General features: G+C 66.5%; 15 protein-coding genes and 1 tRNA gene. 14 read left to right on the forward strand and 2 right to left on the reverse strand.

Translation table 11 applies throughout. The annotated features are described in order from the left end of the window. Nucleotides 1-17: 17 nt before the first annotated feature. The gene (locus G3I60_RS27225; RefSeq protein ID WP_138352878.1) at nt 18-1,037 is read right to left on the reverse strand and encodes an adenosine deaminase; all 1,020 of its coding nucleotides are present in this window, start codon (nt 1,035-1,037) and stop codon (nt 18-20) included. Nucleotides 1,038-1,154: 117 nt separating this feature from the next. Then, the gene (locus G3I60_RS27230; protein WP_138352879.1) at nt 1,155-2,393 is read right to left on the reverse strand and encodes a pyridoxal phosphate-dependent aminotransferase; all 1,239 of its coding nucleotides are present in this window, start codon (nt 2,391-2,393) and stop codon (nt 1,155-1,157) included. A gap of 159 nt (nt 2,394-2,552) precedes the next feature. Here G3I60_RS27230 and G3I60_RS27235 point away from each other — a divergent pair. The 14 genes from G3I60_RS27235 to tuf all read left to right on the forward strand — a co-directional run bounded on the left by G3I60_RS27235 (nt 2,553) and on the right by tuf (nt 20,182). After that, a tRNA-Trp gene (locus tag G3I60_RS27235) sits at nt 2,553-2,625 on the forward strand. Between the two features lie 97 nt (nt 2,626-2,722). Further along, nucleotides 2,723-3,001, forward strand: a complete 279-nt coding sequence (secE, locus tag G3I60_RS27240) for a preprotein translocase subunit SecE (protein ID WP_138352880.1) — start codon at nt 2,723-2,725, stop codon at nt 2,999-3,001. Between the two features lie 71 nt (nt 3,002-3,072). Then, nucleotides 3,073-3,978, forward strand: a complete 906-nt coding sequence (gene nusG, locus G3I60_RS27245; protein ID WP_164607836.1) for a transcription termination/antitermination protein NusG — start codon at nt 3,073-3,075, stop codon at nt 3,976-3,978. A gap of 145 nt (nt 3,979-4,123) precedes the next feature. Then, a complete protein-coding gene (gene rplK, locus G3I60_RS27250; RefSeq protein ID WP_138352882.1) occupies nt 4,124-4,558 on the forward strand; it encodes a 50S ribosomal protein L11 in 435 nt (144 codons plus the stop codon). A 77-nt stretch (nt 4,559-4,635) separates the two neighbouring features. Next, nucleotides 4,636-5,358: a 50S ribosomal protein L1 gene (gene rplA, locus G3I60_RS27255; protein WP_164297304.1), complete on the forward strand. Its 723-nt coding sequence runs from the start codon at nt 4,636-4,638 to the stop codon at nt 5,356-5,358. A gap of 423 nt (nt 5,359-5,781) precedes the next feature. Continuing rightward, the gene (gene rplJ, locus G3I60_RS27260; RefSeq protein ID WP_138352884.1) at nt 5,782-6,342 is read left to right on the forward strand and encodes a 50S ribosomal protein L10; all 561 of its coding nucleotides are present in this window, start codon (nt 5,782-5,784) and stop codon (nt 6,340-6,342) included. A gap of 83 nt (nt 6,343-6,425) precedes the next feature. Next, nucleotides 6,426-6,806: a 50S ribosomal protein L7/L12 gene (rplL, locus tag G3I60_RS27265; protein ID WP_164297307.1), complete on the forward strand. Its 381-nt coding sequence runs from the start codon at nt 6,426-6,428 to the stop codon at nt 6,804-6,806. Nucleotides 6,807-7,341: 535 nt separating this feature from the next. Further along, on the forward strand, nt 7,342-10,827 hold the full coding sequence (rpoB, locus tag G3I60_RS27270) for a DNA-directed RNA polymerase subunit beta (protein ID WP_164297309.1): 3,486 nt from the start codon (nt 7,342-7,344) through the stop codon (nt 10,825-10,827). Between the two features lie 95 nt (nt 10,828-10,922). After that, nucleotides 10,923-14,822 carry a DNA-directed RNA polymerase subunit beta' gene (locus G3I60_RS27275; RefSeq protein WP_138352887.1) on the forward strand — a complete coding sequence of 1,300 codons (3,900 nt, stop codon included), beginning with the start codon at nt 10,923-10,925 and terminating at the stop codon, nt 14,820-14,822. Nucleotides 14,823-15,019: 197 nt separating this feature from the next. Continuing rightward, nucleotides 15,020-15,493: a DUF1707 and DUF4190 domain-containing protein gene (locus G3I60_RS27280; protein ID WP_164297336.1), complete on the forward strand. Its 474-nt coding sequence runs from the start codon at nt 15,020-15,022 to the stop codon at nt 15,491-15,493. A 293-nt stretch (nt 15,494-15,786) separates the two neighbouring features. Continuing rightward, a complete protein-coding gene (gene rpsL, locus G3I60_RS27285; RefSeq protein ID WP_138352888.1) occupies nt 15,787-16,158 on the forward strand; it encodes a 30S ribosomal protein S12 in 372 nt (123 codons plus the stop codon). A gap of 2 nt (nt 16,159-16,160) precedes the next feature. Further along, a complete protein-coding gene (gene rpsG / locus G3I60_RS27290) occupies nt 16,161-16,631 on the forward strand; it encodes a 30S ribosomal protein S7 (RefSeq protein ID WP_138352889.1) in 471 nt (156 codons plus the stop codon). A 38-nt stretch (nt 16,632-16,669) separates the two neighbouring features. Next, complete coding sequence (gene fusA, locus G3I60_RS27295) at nt 16,670-18,805, forward strand: elongation factor G (protein ID WP_164297311.1); 2,136 nt, start codon at nt 16,670-16,672, stop codon at nt 18,803-18,805. 183 nt (nt 18,806-18,988) lie between these two features. Further along, nucleotides 18,989-20,182: an elongation factor Tu gene (tuf, locus tag G3I60_RS27300; RefSeq protein ID WP_164297313.1), complete on the forward strand. Its 1,194-nt coding sequence runs from the start codon at nt 18,989-18,991 to the stop codon at nt 20,180-20,182. The last annotated feature ends 40 nt before the right edge of the window (nt 20,183-20,222 follow it).

The following is a 20,222-nucleotide window of genomic DNA, read 5'->3' on the forward strand; positions in this document are numbered from 1 at the left end:
AGCCGTCCGGCGGGCGGTCAGGCCGGCAGCGCCAGCCAGTCCTCGATGCCGGCCAGCAGCCGCTCCCGTACCTCCGGCGGCGCCGCCGAGCCCCGTACCGACTGCCGGGCCAGCTCCGCCAGCTCCTCGTCCGTGAAGGCGTGCGAGTCCCGGGCGATCTCGTACTGCGCGGCGAGCCGGGAACCGAAGAGCAGCGGGTCGTCGGCGCCCAGCGCCATCGGTACGCCCGCGTCGAAGAGCGTGCGCAGCGGCACGTCCTCCGGCTTCTCGTAGACGCCCAGCGCCACGTTGGACGCCGGGCAGACCTCGCAGGTGATCTGCCGCTCGGCGAGCCGTCTCAGCAGCCGCGGGTCCTCGGCGGCCCGTACGCCGTGCCCCACGCGCCCCGCGTGCAGGTCGTCGAGGCAGTCGCGGACGCTGCTGGGCCCGGCGAGCTCACCGCCGTGCGGGGCGGCGAGCAGCCCGCCGTCCCGGGCGATGGCGAAGGCGCGGTCGAAGTCGCGGGCGAGCCCGCGGCGCTCGTCGTTGGAGAGACCGAAGCCGACGACGCCCCGGTCGGCGTAGCGCACCGCGAGCCGGGCGAGGGTGCGGGCGTCGAGCGGGTGCTTCATGCGGTTGGCGGCGACGATGACGGCCATCCCGACGCCGGTGTCCCGGGAGGCGGTCGCCACCGCGTCCAGGATGATCTCCATGGTCGGGATGAGGCCGCCCAGCCGGGGTGCGTAGGACGTCGGGTCGACCTGGATCTCCAGCCACCCGGAGCCGTCCCTGGCGTCCTCCTCGGCGGCCTCATGGACCAGCCGCTGGATGTCCTCGGCGGTGCGCAGACACGAGCGCGCGCTGTCGTAGAGCCGCTGGAAGCGGAACCAGCCCCGCTCGTCGGTGGCCCGCAGTTTCGGGGGTTCGCCCGAGGTCAGCGCCTCGGGGAGGTGCACACCGTGCTGGTCCGCGAGGTCCAGCAGGGTCTCGGACCGCATGGAGCCGGTGAAGTGCAGATGGAGATGGGCCTTGGGGAGCAGACGGACATCACGTGCCATCCGAAGATCCTGCCGTACGGGTGACGCTGTCCGGTACCGGTTTCACCGAACGGGGGCTTGCCCGAAAACAGAAACGGGCCCCCGGCAGCAGCCGGGGGCCCGTCGAAGGGAGAGCCGTCAGTCGCGGGCCTCGCCGAGCAGCTTCTGGATCCGGGAGACGCCCTCGACCAGGTCCTCGTCACCCAGTGCGTAGGAAAGCCGCAGGTAGCCGGGGGTGCCGAAGGCCTCACCCGGGACCACGGCGACCTCGACCTCGTCCAGGATGAGGGCCGCCAGCTCGACCGAGGACGCCGGGCGCTTGCCGCGGATCTCCTTGCCGAGCAGCTCCTTCACCGAGGGGTAGACGTAGAACGCGCCTTCGGGAGTGGGGCACACCACACCGTCGATCTCGTTCAGCATCCGCACGATGGTCTGCCGCCGCCGGTCGAAGGCGGTGCGCATCTCGGCGACCGCGTCCAGGTTCCCGGAGACCGCGGCCAGCGCGGCGATCTGCGCGACGTTGCTGACGTTGGAGGTGGCGTGCGACTGCAGGTTCGTCGCGGCCTTGATGACGTCCTTGGGGGCGATCATCCACCCGACGCGCCAGCCGGTCATGGCGTACGTCTTGGCGACGCCGTTCACCACGATGCACTTGTCGCGCAGCTCGGGGAGGACCGCCGGCAGCGAGGTGAAGGTCGCGTCCCCGTAGACGAGGTGCTCGTAGATCTCGTCGGTGAGCACCCACAGGCCGTGCTCGACGGCCCAGCGGCCGATCGCCTCGGCGTCGGCCGCGCTGTAGACGGCGCCGGTCGGGTTGGACGGCGAGACGAACAGAACGACCTTGGTCCGCGGGGTGCGGGCCGCCTCCAGCTGCTCGACCGTCACCCGGTAGCCGGTCGTCTCGTCCGCGACGACGTCGACGGGCACGCCGCCCGCGAGCCGGATCGACTCGGGGTAGGTGGTCCAGTACGGCGCCGGGACGATGACCTCGTCGCCCGGGTCGAGGATCGCGGCGAAGGCCTCGTAGATGGCCTGCTTGCCGCCGTTGGTGACCAGCACCTGGGAGGCGTCGACCTCGTAGCCCGAGTCGCGCAGCGTCTTGGCGGCGATGGCGGCCTTGAGCTCCGGCAGCCCGCCGGCCGGGGTGTAGCGGTGGAACTTCGGGTTGCGGCACGCCTCCACCGCGGCCTCGACGATGTAGTCGGGGGTCGGGAAGTCGGGCTCGCCGGCACCGAAGCCGATGACCGGACGCCCGGCGGCCTTGAGGGCCTTCGCCTTGGCGTCCACAGCGAGTGTCGCGGACTCGGAGATCGACCCGACGCGGGCCGACACCCGACGGTCGGAGGGGGACTGTACGGGGGGAGTGGCAGCGGTCATGAGTGCATGCTCCCAGACGGCGTACCGCCCCGGCACCGCGGTTTGCGGAGTGGACGGCGGGGCCTGCGGCGGAGCCGTTCGACGACCGGCCTGTGAACACGTACACTCATCCGTCGATGGCCCTCTCGCGAACTGCGGTACGTTGAGGGGCGTCTTCAAAGGGTCGTAGCTCAATTGGTAGAGCACTGGTCTCCAAAACCAGCGGTTGGGGGTTCAAGTCCCTCCGGCCCTGCTACACGCGTCCTCACCAGGATGCGGGCAGGTAATTGCACTCGCCGTACCGCGCGACGGGCGCGGTATGGCCACGACCCGGAGTCAGGTGAAGACGAGTGACTGAAATCACGGACTCCATCGAGGTCCCTGAGCCTGACGCATCCCAGGACAAGAAGGCCCGCCGCGGAGGTAAGCGCGGAAAGAAGGGCCCCCTGGCCCGTCTCGGCCTCTTCTACCGGCAGATCGTCGCCGAGCTCCGCAAGGTCGTCTGGCCTTCGCGTCACGACCTCACGACGTACACGAGCGTCGTAATTGTCTTCGTTGTCGTCGTCATCGGGCTTGTGTCCGTGATTGACTTTGGCTTCGCGAAGCTCGTCTCGTACGTCTTCGGATGATCCTGCGGACGACGCCCCTGCGGCGCCTTTCCGCATGTTCCACCCCTTGAAGTCAGGAAGAAGCAGTCACCGTGTCTGACCCGAACGTGTACGACGCCGACGAGTCCGTCGAGGGCGACGACACTGCGCTCGACATCGTCGAGGCAGCCGACGGCGACATCGACCAGGCCGAAGCTGCCGATGAAGCCGCGGGCGAAGCCGCCGAGCAGGCCGCCGTCCACGTCATCGACGAGACCGGTGCGGCAGTCGCCGAGGACGCCCAGGACGAGACCGAGGCGGCCGTCGACGAAGAGGCCGACGCCGTGCTTGCCGAGGCCGACGCCGAGCTGGCCGAGGACGCCGAGCCCGTCGAGGAGCCGGAGCCGGTCGACCCCGTCGCCGCCTTCCGCGAGGAACTCCGCACTCTGCCCGGCGAGTGGTACGTCATCCACACGTACGCCGGCTACGAGAACCGCGTGAAGTCCAACCTGGAGCAGCGCGCCGTCTCGCTGAACGTCGAGGACTACATCTACCAGGCAGAAGTGCCCCAGGAAGAAGTAGCCCAGATCAAGAACGGCGAGCGGAAGACGGTCAAGCAGAACAAGCTTCCCGGCTATGTGCTCGTCCGCATGGACCTGACGAACGAGTCGTGGGGCGTCGTCCGCAACACGCCGGGCGTCACCGGCTTCGTGGGCAACGCGTACGACCCGTACCCGCTGACCCTGGACGAGATCCTCAAGATGCTCGCTCCCGAGGTCGAGGCGGCCGACGACGGCGCCGCCGCCGCGGACGGCACGGGTCCGGCCCGCAAGATCGAGGTCCAGGTGCTGGACTTCGAGGTCGGCGACTCGGTCACCGTCACCGACGGCCCGTTCGCGACGCTGCAGGCGACGATCAACGAGATCAACCCGGATTCGAAGAAGATCAAGGGCCTCGTCGAGATCTTCGGCCGCGAGACCCCGGTCGAGCTCAGCTTCGACCAGATCCAGAAGAACTGAGTTTTTTACACGTCCGACCAGGTCAGACCGGATTTCATCGCCGGTCTGGCCTGTTTGGTTTCAGGCCACGCCGCGATACCCGTTATCGTGGTGCGGTATGCCTGCTAGCAGGCGAAACAACTCTCACTAGGACCCGGAGAGAGCAATGCCTCCCAAGAAGAAGAAGATCACGGGGCTTATCAAGCTCCAGATCAACGCGGGCGCGGCCAACCCCGCCCCGCCCGTCGGCCCCGCACTGGGCCAGCACGGCGTCAACATCATGGAGTTCTGCAAGGCCTACAACGCCGCGACCGAGTCGCAGCGTGGCATGGTCGTGCCGGTGGAGATCACGGTCTACGACGACCGCTCCTTCACCTTCATCACCAAGACTCCGCCGGCCGCGAAGCTGATCCTCAAGGCCGCGGGCGTGGAGAAGGGCTCCGGCGAGCCGCACGTCAAGAAGGTCGCGAAGCTCACCGCCGCTCAGGTGCGTGACATCGCCACCGTCAAGATGCCGGACCTGAACGCCAACGACCTGGACGCCGCGTCGAAGATCATCGCCGGCACCGCCCGTTCCATGGGCATCACGGTCGAGGGCTGACACCCACCCCGAAGCACGTCTGTGGAAGGGCCGCGCGCGGTCCGTACCACGACTCCACTCACCATTGAGGAGCAGCAGTGAAGCGCAGCAAGACTCTCCGCGCTGCGGACGCGAAGATCGACCGGGACAAGCTCTACGCCCCGCTCGAGGCCGTCCGTCTCGCCAAGGAGACCGCAGCGACGAAGTTCGACTCGACCGTCGAGGTCGCCATGTGCCTGGGTGTCGACCCGCGCAAGGCCGACCAGATGGTCCGCGGCACCGTCAACCTCCCCCACGGCACCGGCAAGACCGCCCGGGTCCTGGTCTTCGCGACCGGTGACCGTGCCGAGGCCGCGCGTGCCGCCGGCGCCGACATCGTCGGCTCCGACGAGCTCATCGAAGAGGTGGCCAAGGGCCGCCTCGACTTCGACGCCGTCGTCGCCACCCCGGACCTCATGGGCAAGGTCGGCCGCCTCGGCCGCGTGCTCGGTCCCCGTGGCCTGATGCCGAACCCGAAGACCGGCACCGTGACCCCGGACGTGGCCAAGGCCGTGACCGAGATCAAGGGCGGCAAGATCGAGTTCCGCGTCGACAAGCACTCGAACATGCACTTCATCATCGGCAAGGTGTCGTTCGATGACGCGCAGCTGGTCGAGAACTACGGCGCGGCCCTGGACGAGCTCCTTCGTCTGAAGCCGTCCGCCTCCAAGGGCCGGTACATCAAGAAGGCCGTCATCAGCACCACGATGGGCCCCGGTATCCCGGTGGACCAGAGTCGTACCCGCAACCTCCTCGTCGAAGAGGACCCGGCCGCCGTCTGATTCTGACGACGCCGCCGCGTACGCGACTCGGGCCGGGCCTCGCTCCTCTCCGGAGCGGGGCCCGGCCTGTCAGCTGTCCCGGCCCTGTACGCCCCTGTCCCGCCCGGACGGGGGCGCCGGCGCCCCCACGGGCGTCCCGGCCCGAATGCGGCCGCTGAGCGGCCCGTTGAGGCGATTTGCCGGATCGCGACCCGTTCGCGTACGCTATCGAAGAAGCCAAAGACCGCTGGTCGCTGCTGTGCCCTCGTTGAGGAGCGCGGCGGCCGAAGGATCCGCTAGCTGCGGACGACCCGCTCAGGTTGCTGTGGAAGAACTCCTGGAATTCATTCTGGTTGAGTAACGCCCCGTGCGCCTGCGCCGGGGCGTTCGTGTTGCCCAGCCCCTTCCGTGCGGTCCGAATCACCCGGAAGGAGGCCGAGACTCATGGCGAGGCCCGATAAGGCTGCTGCGGTTGCCGAGCTGACGGACAAGTTCCGCAGCTCCAATGCCGCAATGCTGACCGAGTACCGCGGTCTCACCGTGGCGCAGCTCAAGACGCTGCGCCGTTCGCTCGGTGAGAACGCTCAGTACGCCGTGGTGAAGAACACGCTGACCAAGATCGCGGCCAACGAGGCCGGGATCAGCACGCTGGACGACCTGTTCGCAGGTCCGACGGCGGTTGCCTTCGTCACCGGTGACCCGGTGGAGTCGGCGAAGAGTCTGCGTGACTTCGCCAAGGACAACCCCAACCTCATCATCAAGGGCGGTGTCCTTGACGGTAAGGCGCTGACCGCTGATGAGATCAAGAAGCTCGCGGACCTCGAGTCCCGCGAGGTTCTGCTCGCCAAGGTGGCCGGTGGCATCAAGGCGTCGATGGCCAAGGCCGCGGCGACTTTCCAGGCCCCGCTCACGGAGTTCGTCCGCACTGCGGACGCGCTTCGCGCCAAGGTCGAGCAGGGCGGTGCCGGTACGCCGGCTCCCGCCGAGGCCGAGGTGGCGGAGTAACCCTCCGCCCCTGGTCGCAGCGGGCGCCTCACGCCCGCCTTCATGTACACCCGGCACCTGCCGAATAGTGGAAGGACGCCATCATGGCGAAGCTGTCCCAGGAAGAGCTGCTCGCGCAGTTCGAGACCCTGACCCTCATCGAGCTCTCCGAGTTCGTCAAGGCGTTCGAAGAGAAGTTCGACGTCAAGGCTGCCGCCCCGGTCGCCATCCAGGGTGGCCCGGCCGGCCCCGCCGCCGAGGTCGCTGAGGAGCAGGACGAGTTCGACGTCATCCTCACCGGTGCCGGCGAGAAGAAGATCCAGGTCATCAAGGTTGTGCGTGAGCTCACCTCGCTGGGTCTGAAGGAGGCCAAGGACCTCGTCGACGGCGCTCCGAAGCCGGTCCTCGAGAAGGTCGCCAAGGAGGCCGCCGAGAAGGCTGCCGAGTCCCTCAAGGCCGCTGGCGCGTCCGTCGAGGTCAAGTAACTCCCAGCCCCTCCACAAGGGGCTGAACAGCCGCAGGGCGGCCACCCGAAAGGGTGGCCGCCCTCGGTCGTTCCCGGGGTCCTCCAGGGGGCCTGTAGCCGCCCGGGGGTAAGGTGATCATCCCCGCCGGGCCAGGGGGGCCGTGCGGATCTCCGGGGGGCTGAGGCCTTGACGAACCGCACGCGGCGCGCAATTCTCAGGACGCGTCGTAAGTTCGATCCGGGGTCCGAGGCATGGATCGAGCGCGATGCGGGAATGCCTAGCGTCAAGCACAGATCCGGTGCCGAGACCGGGTCGACAACAGTGGCGAGGGGGCAATGATTCGGTACTCCGAATCTCTGCCTGGACATCAGTGTGCCGAGTGGCTACACTGACCCTTTGCGCTGCCTGTTAGCTGTAGCCTGGCCCGTCACCAGGGACAGCCCCAAGCCTGAGCACGGAATGAAGAGATGTCCCGTCTGTGGACATCCCCGTGTGCTCGGGGGCGGACACCGGTATGCGCGTAGTGAGTCCGAGCCCTCGGAAGGACCCCCTCTTGGCCGCCTCGCGCAACGCCTCGACTGCCAATACGAACAACGGTGCCAGCACTTCACCGCTGCGCATCTCTTTTGCGAAGATCAAGGAACCCCTCGAGGTACCGAACCTCCTCGCGCTGCAGACCGAGAGCTTTGACTGGCTGCTCGGCAACGCCGCGTGGAAGGCTCGTGTCGAGGCGGCTCTGGAAAGTGGCCAGGACGTCCCCAGGAAGTCGGGTCTGGAAGAGATCTTCGAGGAGATCTCTCCGATCGAAGACTTCTCCGGGTCGATGTCGCTCACCTTCCGCGACCACCGTTTTGAGCCTCCGAAGAACTCGATCGACGAGTGCAAGGAGCGCGACTTCACGTACGGCGCTCCGCTCTTCGTCACCGCCGAGTTCACCAACAACGAGACCGGCGAGATCAAGTCGCAGACGGTCTTCATGGGCGACTTCCCGCTCATGACCAACAAGGGCACCTTCTGCATCAACGGCACCGAGCGTGTCGTCGTGTCGCAGCTGGTCCGCTCGCCCGGCGTCTACTTCGACTCCTCGATCGACAAGACGTCCGACAAGGACATCTTCTCGGCGAAGGTCATCCCGTCCCGCGGTGCCTGGCTCGAGCTCGAGATCGACAAGCGCGACATGGTCGGTGTCCGCATCGACCGCAAGCGCAAGCAGTCGGTCACCGTGCTCCTCAAGGCTCTCGGTTGGACGACCGAGCAGATCCTCGAGGAGTTCGGCGAGTACGAGTCCATGCGCGCCACCCTGGAGAAGGACCACACCCAGGGCCAGGACGACGCGCTGCTCGACATCTACCGCAAGCTGCGTCCGGGCGAACCGCCGACCCGCGAGGCCGCGCAGACGCTGCTCGAGAACCTCTACTTCAACCCGAAGCGCTACGACCTCGCGAAGGTCGGCCGCTACAAGGTGAACAAGAAGCTCGGCAGCGACAAGCCGCTCGACGCCGGCGTGCTGACCACGGCCGACGTTCTCGCGACCATCAAGTACCTGGTCAAGCTGCACGCCGGTGAGACCGAGACCGTGGGCGAGGACGGCCGCAACATCGTCGTCGAGACCGACGACATCGACCACTTCGGCAACCGTCGTCTGCGCAACGTCGGCGAGCTCATCCAGAACCAGGTCCGTACCGGCCTGGCTCGTATGGAGCGCGTCGTCCGCGAGCGGATGACCACCCAGGACGTCGAGGCGATCACGCCGCAGACCCTGATCAACATCCGGCCGGTCGTCGCCTCCATCAAGGAGTTCTTCGGCACCAGCCAGCTGTCCCAGTTCATGGACCAGACGAACCCGCTGTCGGGCCTGACCCACAAGCGTCGTCTGTCCGCGCTGGGCCCGGGTGGTCTGTCCCGTGAGCGCGCCGGCTTCGAGGTCCGTGACGTTCACCCGTCGCACTACGGCCGCATGTGTCCGATCGAGACCCCGGAAGGCCCGAACATCGGCCTGATCGGCTCGCTCGCCTCCTACGGCCGGGTCAACGCCTTCGGCTTCGTGGAGACCCCGTACCGCAAGGTCGTCGAGGGCATCGTCACCGATGACGTCGACTACCTGACGGCCGACGAGGAGGACCGCTTCGTCATCGCGCAGGCCAACGCGCCGCTGACGGACGACAACCACTTCGAAGAGGCCCGCGTCCTGGTCCGCCGCCGTGGCGGCGAGATCGACTACATCCCCGGCGCCGACGTCGACTACATGGACGTCTCGCCGCGCCAGATGGTGTCGGTCGCGACCGCGATGATCCCGTTCCTCGAGCACGACGACGCCAACCGCGCGCTCATGGGATCGAACATGATGCGCCAGGCGGTGCCGCTCATCAAGAGCGAGGCCCCGCTGGTCGGCACCGGCATGGAGTACCGCTGCGCGGTCGACGCCGGTGACGTCATCAAGGCCGAGAAGGACGGTGTGGTCCAGGAGGTCTCCGCGGATTACGTCACGGTCGCCAACGACGACGGCACCTACACCACGTACCGGGTGGCGAAGTTCAGCCGCTCGAACCAGGGCACGTCCTTCAACCAGAAGGTCGTCGTCGACGAGGGCGCTCGCGTCGTCGCCAACCAGGTCCTGGCCGACGGCCCCTCCACCGACGAGGGCGAGATGGCCCTCGGCAAGAACCTCCTCGTGGCATTCATGCCGTGGGAAGGCCACAACTACGAAGACGCGATCATCCTCAGCCAGCGGCTGGTCCAGGACGACGTCCTCTCCTCGATCCACATCGAGGAGCACGAGGTCGACGCCCGTGACACCAAGCTCGGCCCGGAGGAGATCACCCGGGACATCCCGAACGTCTCCGAGGAGGTCCTCGCGGACCTCGACGAGCGCGGGATCATCCGCATCGGTGCCGACGTCGTCGCCGGCGACATCCTGGTCGGAAAGGTCACGCCGAAGGGCGAGACCGAGCTGACCCCGGAGGAGCGCCTGCTCCGCGCGATCTTCGGCGAGAAGGCGCGCGAAGTGCGCGACACCTCGCTGAAGGTGCCGCACGGCGAGACCGGCAAGGTCATCGGCGTCCGCGTCTTCGACCGCGAAGAGGGCGACGAGCTGCCGCCGGGCGTGAACCAGCTGGTCCGCGTCTACGTCGCACAGAAGCGCAAGATCAACAACGGTGACAAGCTTGCCGGCCGTCACGGCAACAAGGGCGTCATCTCGAAGATCCTGCCGGTCGAGGACATGCCGTTCCTGGAGGACGGCACCCCGGTCGACATCATCCTCAACCCGCTGGGTGTCCCGTCCCGAATGAACCCGGGACAGGTCCTGGAGATCCACCTCGGCTGGCTCGCCCAGCAGGGTTGGGACACCTCCGGGATCAGCACCGAGTGGGCCCGCCGGCTGGAGTCCATCGGAGCCGACAAGGTGCCCGCGGGCTCCAACGTCGCCACCCCGGTGTTCGACGGTGCGCGCGAGGACGAGATCACCGGCCTCTTCGAGGCCACGATCCCGAACCGCGACGGCGACCGGATGGTGCTGCCCTCGGGTAAGGCCCGGATGTTCGACGGCCGCTCCGGCGAGCCGTTCCCGGACCCGATCTCGGTCGGCTACATGTACATCCTGAAGCTCCACCACCTGGTGGACGACAAGCTCCACGCCCGCTCCACCGGCCCGTACTCCATGATCACGCAGCAGCCGCTGGGTGGTAAGGCGCAGTTCGGTGGCCAGCGATTCGGTGAAATGGAGGTGTGGGCACTTGAGGCATACGGTGCCGCCTACGCCCTCCAGGAGCTGCTGACGATCAAGTCTGACGACGTGCTCGGCCGCGTGAAGGTGTACGAGGCGATCGTCAAGGGCGAGAACATCCCCGAACCCGGCATTCCCGAGTCCTTCAAGGTGCTCATCAAGGAAATGCAGTCGCTGTGCCTCAACGTGGAGGTGCTGTCCTCGGACGGTATGTCCATCGAGATGCGCGACACGGATGAGGATGTCTTCCGCGCTGCGGAAGAGCTCGGTATCGACCTGTCCCGGCGTGAGCCGAGCAGCGTCGAAGAGGTCTGACGGGCCTGGTCGGGACTCCCTCACCGGAGTCCCGGCCGCCCCGGACCGTTCAGACCATGTTTGACACTCGACCCTGAAAGAGGGATTGACGACAAGTGCTCGACGTCAACTTCTTCGACGAGCTGCGGATCGGCCTCGCCACCGCGGACGACATCCGGACCTGGTCGCACGGCGAAGTAAAGAAGCCGGAGACCATCAACTACCGCACGCTCAAGCCGGAAAAGGACGGGCTCTTCTGCGAGAAGATCTTCGGTCCGACCCGGGACTGGGAGTGCTACTGCGGTAAGTACAAGCGTGTCCGCTTCAAGGGCATCATCTGCGAGCGCTGCGGCGTCGAGGTAACTCGCGCCAAGGTGCGTCGTGAGCGGATGGGCCACATTGAGCTGGCCGCTCCCGTGACCCACATCTGGTACTTCAAGGGCGTTCCGTCGCGGCTGGGCTACCTGCTCGACCTCGCCCCGAAGGACCTCGAGAAGGTCATCTACTTCGCCGCCTACATGATCACGTGGGTCGACGACGAGCGCCGTACGCGCGATCTGCCCTCCCTCGAGGCGCAGGTCTCCGTCGAGCGCCAGCAGGTCGAGAACCGCCGGGATTCCGATGTCGAGAACCGGCAGAAGAAGCTCGAGGCGGACCTCGGCGAGCTGGAGGCCGAGGGCGCCAAGGCCGACGTGCGCCGCAAGGTGCGCGAAGGTGCCGAGCGTGAGATGAAGCAGCTCCGTGACCGCGCCCAGCGCGAGATCGACCGCCTCGACGAGGTGTGGGCCCGCTTCAAGAACCTCAAGGTCCAGGACCTCGAGGGCGACGAGCTGCTCTACCGCGAGCTGCGCGAGCGCTTCGGTACGTACTTCTCCGGTTCGATGGGTGCCGCGGCGCTGCAGAAGCGCCTCGAGACCTTCGACCTCGAGGAGGAGGCCGAGCGTCTCCGCGAGATCATCCGTACCGGCAAGGGCCAGAAGAAGACCCGTGCGCTCAAGCGCCTCAAGGTCGTCTCGGCGTTCCTGCAGACCACCAACAAGCCCAACGGCATGGTGCTGGACTGCGTCCCGGTCATCCCGCCGGACCTGCGTCCGATGGTGCAGCTGGACGGTGGCCGCTTTGCGACCTCCGACCTGAACGACCTGTACCGCCGCGTGATCAACCGCAACAACCGCCTCAAGCGTCTCCTTGACCTCGGTGCCCCCGAGATCATCGTGAACAACGAGAAGCGGATGCTGCAGGAGGCCGTCGACGCGCTGTTCGACAACGGCCGCCGTGGTCGCCCGGTCACCGGTCCCGGTAACCGCCCGCTGAAGTCCCTGAGCGACATGCTCAAGGGCAAGCAGGGTCGTTTCCGTCAGAACCTGCTCGGCAAGCGAGTCGACTACTCGGCCCGTTCGGTCATCGTCGTCGGCCCGCAGCTCAAGCTGCACCAGTGCGGTCTGCCGAAGGCCATGGCGCTGGAGCTCTTCAAGCCGTTCGTGATGAAGCGCCTGGTGGACCTGAACCACGCGCAGAACATCAAGTCGGCCAAGCGCATGGTCGAGCGCGGCCGCACCGTCGTCTACGACGTCCTCGAAGAGGTCATCGCAGAGCACCCGGTGCTGCTGAACCGTGCACCGACCCTGCACCGCCTCGGCATCCAGGCCTTCGAGCCCCAGCTGGTCGAGGGCAAGGCCATCCAGATCCACCCGCTCGTCTGCACCGCGTTCAACGCGGACTTCGACGGTGACCAGATGGCCGTGCACCTGCCGCTGTCGGCAGAGGCGCAGGCCGAGGCCCGCATCCTGATGCTGTCCTCGAACAACATCCTGAAGCCGGCCGACGGTCGTCCCGTCACCATGCCGACCCAGGACATGGTGCTGGGTCTGTTCTTCCTCACCACCGAGCCGGAAGAGCGCGTGCTCATCGGCGAGGGCCGGGCGTTCGGTTCCACCGCCGAAGCGATCATGGCGTTCGACAACCGCGAGCTCTCGCTGCAGTCGAAGGTCGACATCCGCTTCCCGGTCGGCACCGTCCCGCCGCGTGGCTGGACCCCGCCCGCCCAGGAAGAGGGCGAGCAGGGTTACCAGGTCGGCGACACGTTCCGGCTGCGGACGTCCCTGGGACGCGCGCTCTTCAACGAGCTGCTGCCCGAGGACTACCCGTTCGTCGACTACGCGGTCGGCAAGAAGCAGCTCTCCGAGATCGTCAACGACCTCGCCGAGCGGTACCCGAAGGTCATCGTGGCGGCGACGCTCGACAACCTGAAGGCGGCCGGCTTCCACTGGGCCACCCGTTCCGGCGTCACCGTGGCCGTCACGGACATCGTCGTCCCCGAGGCCAAGAAGGCCATCGTCAAGGGGTACGAGGAGCAGGACGAGAAGGTCCAGAAGCAGTACGAGCGCGGCCTGATCACCAAGGACGAGCGCACGCAGGAGCTCATCGCGATCTGGACCAAGGCGACCAACGAGGTTGCCGAGGCGATGAACGCGAACTTCCCCAAGACGAACCCCATCTTCATGATGGTTGACTCGGGTGCCCGAGGAAACATGATGCAGATGCGTCAGATCGCCGGTATGCGTGGTCTGGTGTCGAACGCGAAGAACGAGACCATCCCGCGTCCCATCAAGGCCTCGTTCCGTGAGGGCCTGTCCGTGCTGGAGTACTTCATCTCCACCCACGGTGCCCGTAAGGGTCTCGCGGACACCGCCCTGCGTACCGCCGACTCGGGTTACCTGACCCGTCGTCTGGTGGACGTCTCGCAGGACGTCATCATCCGCGAGGAGGACTGCGGTACCGAGCGCGGCCTCAAGCTGCAGATCGGTGCGCGCGGCGAGGACGGCGTCCTTCGTAAGACGGACGACGTCGAGACCAGCGTCTACGCCCGCATGCTCGCCGAGGACGTCGTCATCGACGGCAAGGTGATCGCGCCGGCCAACGTGGACCTGGGCGACGTGCTCATCGACCAGCTGATCCAGCACGGTGTCGAGCAGGTCAAGACCCGCTCGATCCTCACCTGCGAGTCCACGGTCGGCACCTGTGCCTTCTGCTACGGACGCTCGCTGGCCACCGGCAAGCTGGTGGACATCGGTGAGGCCGTCGGTATCATCGCGGCCCAGTCGATCGGTGAGCCCGGTACCCAGCTGACGATGCGTACCTTCCACACCGGTGGTGTGGCGGGTGACGACATCACGCAGGGTCTGCCGCGTGTCGTCGAGCTCTTCGAGGCCCGTGTCCCCAAGGGTGTCGCCCCGATCTCCGAGGCTGTCGGTCGGGTCCGCATCGAGGAGACCGAGAAGACGAAGAAGCTCGTCGTCACCCCGGACGACGGCAGCGAGGAGATCGCTTACCCGATCTCCAAGCGGTCCCGTCTGCTGGTGGGCGAGGGCGACCACGTCGAGGTCGGCCAGAAGCTGACCGTGGGTGCCACCAACCCGCACGACGTGCTGCGTATCCTCGGCCAGCGCCAGGTTCAGATCCACCTGGTGGCCGAAGTGCAGAAGGTCTACAACAACCAGGGCGTGTCGATCCACGACAAGCACATCGAGATCATCATCCGGCAGATGCTCCGCCGTGTGACGATCATCGAGTCCGGCGACGCCGAGCTGCTGCCCGGTGAGCTGGTCGAGCGCGGCCGCTTCGAGACCGAGAACCGTCGTGTGGTCTCCGAGGGCGGTCACCCCGCCTCCGGTCGTCCGCAGCTGATGGGTATCACCAAGGCCTCGCTGGCGACCGAGTCCTGGCTGTCGGCCGCCTCCTTCCAGGAGACGACCCGAGTGCTGACCGACGCGGCGATCCACGCCAAGTCGGACTCGCTGCTCGGCCTGAAGGAGAACGTCATCATCGGTAAGCTCATCCCGGCCGGTACGGGTCTTGCCCGTTACCGGAACATCCGGGTGGAGCCCACCGAGGAGGCGAAGGCAGCGATGTACTCGGCCGTCGGTTACGACGACATCGACTACTCGCCCTTCGGCACCGGCTCCGGCCAGGCCGTTCCCCTGGAGGACTACGACTACGGCCCCTACAACGGCTGAGTCGTGTCCCACAGAGTCTGATCCGCAAGGCGGCCGTCCCCTCCCGGGATGGCCGCCTTGCGGCTTTTCGCGGAACTTCGCACGGTCGCCGTGCGTCCGTCAGTATGGAGAGACCATTCCAAGGCGGGGAGGTGTCGCGCGTGTCGCTCGATCCGTGGGGCAACGGGCGGCTGCCACAGTCCGGCCAGGTGCCCGGCATGCTGGCGGCCGACGCCGACCGTGAGCGCACGGTGGACGTGCTGAAGGCCGCGTTCGCGGAGGGGCGGCTGCAGCAGCAGGAGTACGAGCACCGGATGTCCACCGCCTACCAGGCGCGTACCTACGGTGAGTTGCAGCTGCTGGTGCGCGACCTCCCGCAGGGGCCGTCGCCGATGTCCGCCCAGATGTCCCCGCCGATGGGCTATGTGCCGCGGACCTTCCTGCCGGCCCCGCCGCGTACGAACACCTCTGCCATCGCCTCGTTCGTGTGCGGGCTGGCGGGCACCTTCACTCTCGTGACGGCGATCCCGGCGGTGATCCTCGGGCACAAGGCCCGCAAGGAGATCCGCAACAGCGGTGAGGCGGGGGACGGGTTCGCGGTCGCCGGCCTGGTGCTGGGCTGGATCGTGTCCGGCTTCCTGGGCCTGATCATGCTCTTCGTGATGATCGGAATGGTCTCCGGTTCCGGCTGAGAGTTCGAGCCGGAAGGGCGGCGTGTCCTGCGCTGATGCATTTGTTTTGACCGGAGCCGATGCGATAGGTACGATCTGACCTTGTGCCTGGGGTGTGCCCGGGTCCTTGCGCGTGCCCCCAGTCTCTGGCTGGGAGGTCACCGATATCGCACGGGGACACCGAGGCCGCGACACCCGACATACGTACGTTCCCTGCTCCACGGGGACGTGCGGGGTCCGCGACACACCCGACCGCGTGGGTCGGTGCCCCAGGTTAGTTTTATCGAGATCGGCACACAGAAACCGGAGAAACGGTGCCTACGATCCAGCAGCTGGTCCGGAACGGCCGGCAGGACAAGGTCAAGAAGAATATGACACCCGCGCTGAAGGGTTCCCCTCAGCGCCGCGGTGTTTGCACGCGTGTGTACACGACCACCCCGAAGAAGCCGAACTCGGCGCTTCGCAAGGTGGCCCGTGTGCGTCTGACCAGTGGGATTGAGGTCACCGCCTACATTCCGGGCGAGGGCCACAACCTCCAGGAGCACTCCATCGTGCTCGTGCGTGGCGGTCGTGTGAAGGACCTGCCGGGTGTTCGCTACAAGATCATCCGCGGCTCCCTGGACACCCAGGGCGTCAAGAACCGCAAGCAGGCCCGCAGCCGCTACGGCGCCAAGAAGGAGAAGTAAGCATGCCTCGTAAGGGTCCTGCCCCGAAGCGCCCGGTCATCATCGACCCGGTCTACGGATCTCCTCTGGTGACCTCGCTGGTCAACAAGATCCTCCTGCACGGCAAGCGTTCCACCGCCGAGCGGATCGTTTACGGCGCCCTCGAGGGCCTCAAGGAGAAGACCGGTACCGACCCGGTCATCACCCTGAAGCGCGCTCTTGAGAACATCAAGCCGACTCTGGAGGTCAAGTCCCGCCGCGTCGGCGGTGCGACCTACCAGGTGCCGGTCGAGGTTCGCCCCGCCCGTGCTTCCACGCTCGCGCTGCGCTGGCTCGTGGGTTACTCCCGCGCCCGCCGTGAGAAGACCATGACCGAGCGCCTGATGAACGAACTGCTGGACGCCAGCAACGGTCTCGGTGCCTCGGTCAAGCGTCGCGAGGACACCCACAAGATGGCCGAGTCGAACAAGGCCTTCGCGCACTACCGCTGGTAGTCACCACCCACATCGAGACCGAGAGAAGACTGAGCCTAATGGCCACCACTTCGCTTGACCTGGCCAAGGTCCGCAACATTGGGATCATGGCCCACATCGACGCGGGCAAGACGACGACCACCGAGCGGATCCTGTTCTACACCGGCGTCTCGTACAAGATCGGTGAAGTCCACGATGGCGCAGCCACCATGGACTGGATGGAGCAGGAGCAGGAGCGCGGCATCACGATCACGTCGGCCGCGACGACCTGCCACTGGCCGCTGAACGATGTCGATCACACGATCAACATCATCGACACCCCGGGGCACGTCGACTTCACGGTCGAGGTGGAGCGTTCGCTCCGCGTCCTCGACGGTGCCGTCACGGTGTTCGACGGTGTTGCCGGTGTTGAGCCGCAGTCCGAGACCGTTTGGCGTCAGGCGGACCGCTACGGCGTTCCGCGCATCTGCTTCGTCAACAAGCTCGACCGGACCGGTGCCGAGTTCCACCGCTGCGTCGACATGATCGTGGACCGCCTCGGTGCGGTTCCGCTGGTCATGCAGCTGCCCATCGGCACCGAGATGGACTTCAAGGGCGTCGTCGACCTCGTCGCCATGAAGGCCATGGTGTGGTCCGCCGAGGCCACCAAGGGCGAGATGTACGACACCGTCGACATCCCGAGCTCGCACGTCGAAGCCGCCCAGGAATGGCGCGGCAAGCTCCTCGAGACCATCGCGGAGCACGACGACGAGATGATGGAGCTGTTCCTCGAGGGCCAGGAGCCCAGCGAAGAGCAGCTGATGGCCGCGATCCGTCGCGCCACCATCGCCTCGACCGACTCGGAGCACCAGGGCAAGCCGACCTTCACGCCGGTGTTCTGTGGCAGCGCGTTCAAGAACAAGGGCGTTCAGCCCCTGCTCGACGCCGTTGTCCGTTACCTGCCGTCGCCCCTGGACATCGAGGCCATCGAAGGCCACGACGTCAAGGACCCGTCGGTCGTCGTGAAGCGCCAGCCCTCCGAGGACGAGCCGTTCTCGGGTCTTGCGTTCAAGATCATGAGCGACCCGCACCTCGGCAAGCTCACCTTCGTCCGGGTTTACTCGGGCCGCCTCGAGACCGGCACCTTTGTGCTGAACTCGGTGAAGGGCAAGAAGGAGCGCATCGGCAAGATCTACCGTATGCACGCGAACAAGCGTGAGGAGATCCCGATGGCGGGCGCCGGCGACATCATCGCCGTCATGGGCCTGAAGCAGACCACCACCGGTGAGACGCTGTGCGACGAGAAGCAGCCGGTCATCCTGGAGTCCATGGACTTCCCGGCCCCGGTCATCCAGGTCGCGATCGAGCCCAAGTCCAAGGGTGACCAGGAGCGTCTGGGTATCGCGATTCAGCGTCTCGCTGAGGAAGACCCCTCGTTCCAGGTTCACTCCGACGAGGAGACCGGCCAGACCATCATCGGTGGTATGGGCGAGCTCCACCTTGAGGTGCTGGTCGACCGCATGAGGCGCGAGTTCCGCGTCGAGGCGAACGTCGGCAAGCCCCAGGTCGCGTACCGCGAGACGATCCGCAAGACTGTTGACCGGATCGACTACACGCACAAGAAGCAGACTGGTGGTACCGGCCAGTTCGCGAAGGTACAGATCTCGATGGAGCCCATCGAGGGCGGCGACGCCTCGTACGAATTCGTGAACAAGGTCACCGGTGGCCGCATCCCCCGTGAGTACATCCCCTCGGTGGACGCCGGCGCCCAGGAAGCCATGAAGTTCGGCATCCTGGCCGGTTACGAGATGGTGGGTGTTCGCATCACCCTTCTCGACGGTGGCTACCACGAGGTCGACTCCTCGGAGCTGGCCTTCAAGATCGCCGGTTCGCAGGCGTTCAAGGAAGGTGCTCGCAGGGCCAGCCCCGTACTGCTCGAGCCGATGATGGCCGTTGAGGTCACCACGCCCGAGGACTACATGGGCGATGTCATCGGCGACCTGAACTCCCGCCGTGGCCAGATTCAGGCCATGGATGAGCGCAGCGGCGCCCGTGTCATCAAGGGTCTCGTGCCCCTGTCGGAGATGTTCGGCTACGTCGGAGACCTCCGCAGCAAGACCTCGGGTCGCGCAAGCTACTCGATGCAGTTCGACTCCTACGCCGAGGTTCCGCGGAACGTCGCTGAGGAGATCATCGCGAAGGCCAAGGGCGAGTAGCGCTCAATTTTCGCAGTGTGGCTCAACCCTTAGGCTTGACAGCAGGCATCGGGGCATTCGTCGCAATCCACAGGGCCTCGGCCCCGAGTAGCGTGGCGGATGCCCCGGCAGCCCGCATTCCAGCAAAGATCACCTGGCGCCGATGAAGCAAGGCGTACAGAACCACTCCCCAGGAGGACCCCAGTGGCGAAGGCGAAGTTCGAGCGGACTAAGCCGCACGTCAACATCGGCACCATCGGTCACATCGACCACGGTAAGACGACGCTGACCGCGGCGATTACCAAGGTGCTGCATGACGCGTACCCGGACCTGAACGAGGCCTCGGCCTTCGACCAGATCGACAAGGCTCCTGAGGAGCGCCAGCGCGGTATCACGATCTCGATCGCGCATGTCGAGTACCAGACGGAGTCGCGTCACTACGCGCACGTCGACTGCCCCGGTCACGCGGACTACATCAAGAACATGATCACGGGTGCGGCGCAGATGGACGGCGCCATCCTCGTTGTCGCCGCGACCGACGGCCCGATGCCGCAGACCAAGGAGCACGTGCTCCTGGCCCGCCAGGTCGGCGTGCCGTACATCGTCGTCGCCCTGAACAAGGCCGACATGGTGGACGACGAGGAGATCCTGGAGCTCGTCGAGCTCGAGGTCCGTGAGCTCCTCTCCGAGTACGAGTACGCGGGCGACGACCTTCCGGTCGTGCGCGTGTCGGCGCTCAAGGCTCTTGAGGGCGACAAGGAGTGGGGCGCGAAGCTCCTCGAGCTCATGGCGGCCGTCGACGAGGCGATCCCGACTCCGGCACGTGACGTCGAGAAGCCGTTCCTGATGCCGATCGAGGACGTCTTCACGATCACCGGTCGTGGCACCGTCGTCACCGGTCGTATCGAGCGTGGTGTCCTCAAGGTCAACGAGACTGTCGACATCATCGGCATCAAGGAGACCAAGACCACCACCACGGTCACGGGCATCGAGATGTTCCGCAAGCTGCTCGACGAGGGCCAGGCGGGCGAGAACGTCGGTCTGCTCCTCCGTGGCATCAAGCGCGAGGACGTCGAGCGCGGCCAGGTCATCATCAAGCCGGGTTCGGTCACGCCGCACACCGACTTCGAGGCCCAGGCCTACATCCTGTCGAAGGACGAGGGTGGCCGTCACACCCCCTTCTTCAACAACTACCGTCCGCAGTTCTACTTCCGGACGACCGACGTGACCGGCGTGGTGACCCTCCCCGAGGGCACCGAGATGGTCATGCCGGGCGACAACACCGCCATGACGGTCGCGCTGATCCAGCCGATCGCCATGGAAGAGGGCCTGAAGTTCGCCATCCGCGAGGGTGGCCGTACCGTGGGCGCCGGCCAGGTTGTCAAGATCACCAAGTGATCTGACGCTTAGGGCCTGCCCGGCCTAGGCTGGCCGGACA

Origin of the sequence: Streptomyces sp. SID13666 (genome assembly GCF_010548325.1) — a bacterium.
Lineage (GTDB): Bacteria > Actinomycetota > Actinomycetes > Streptomycetales > Streptomycetaceae > Actinacidiphila > Actinacidiphila fildesensis.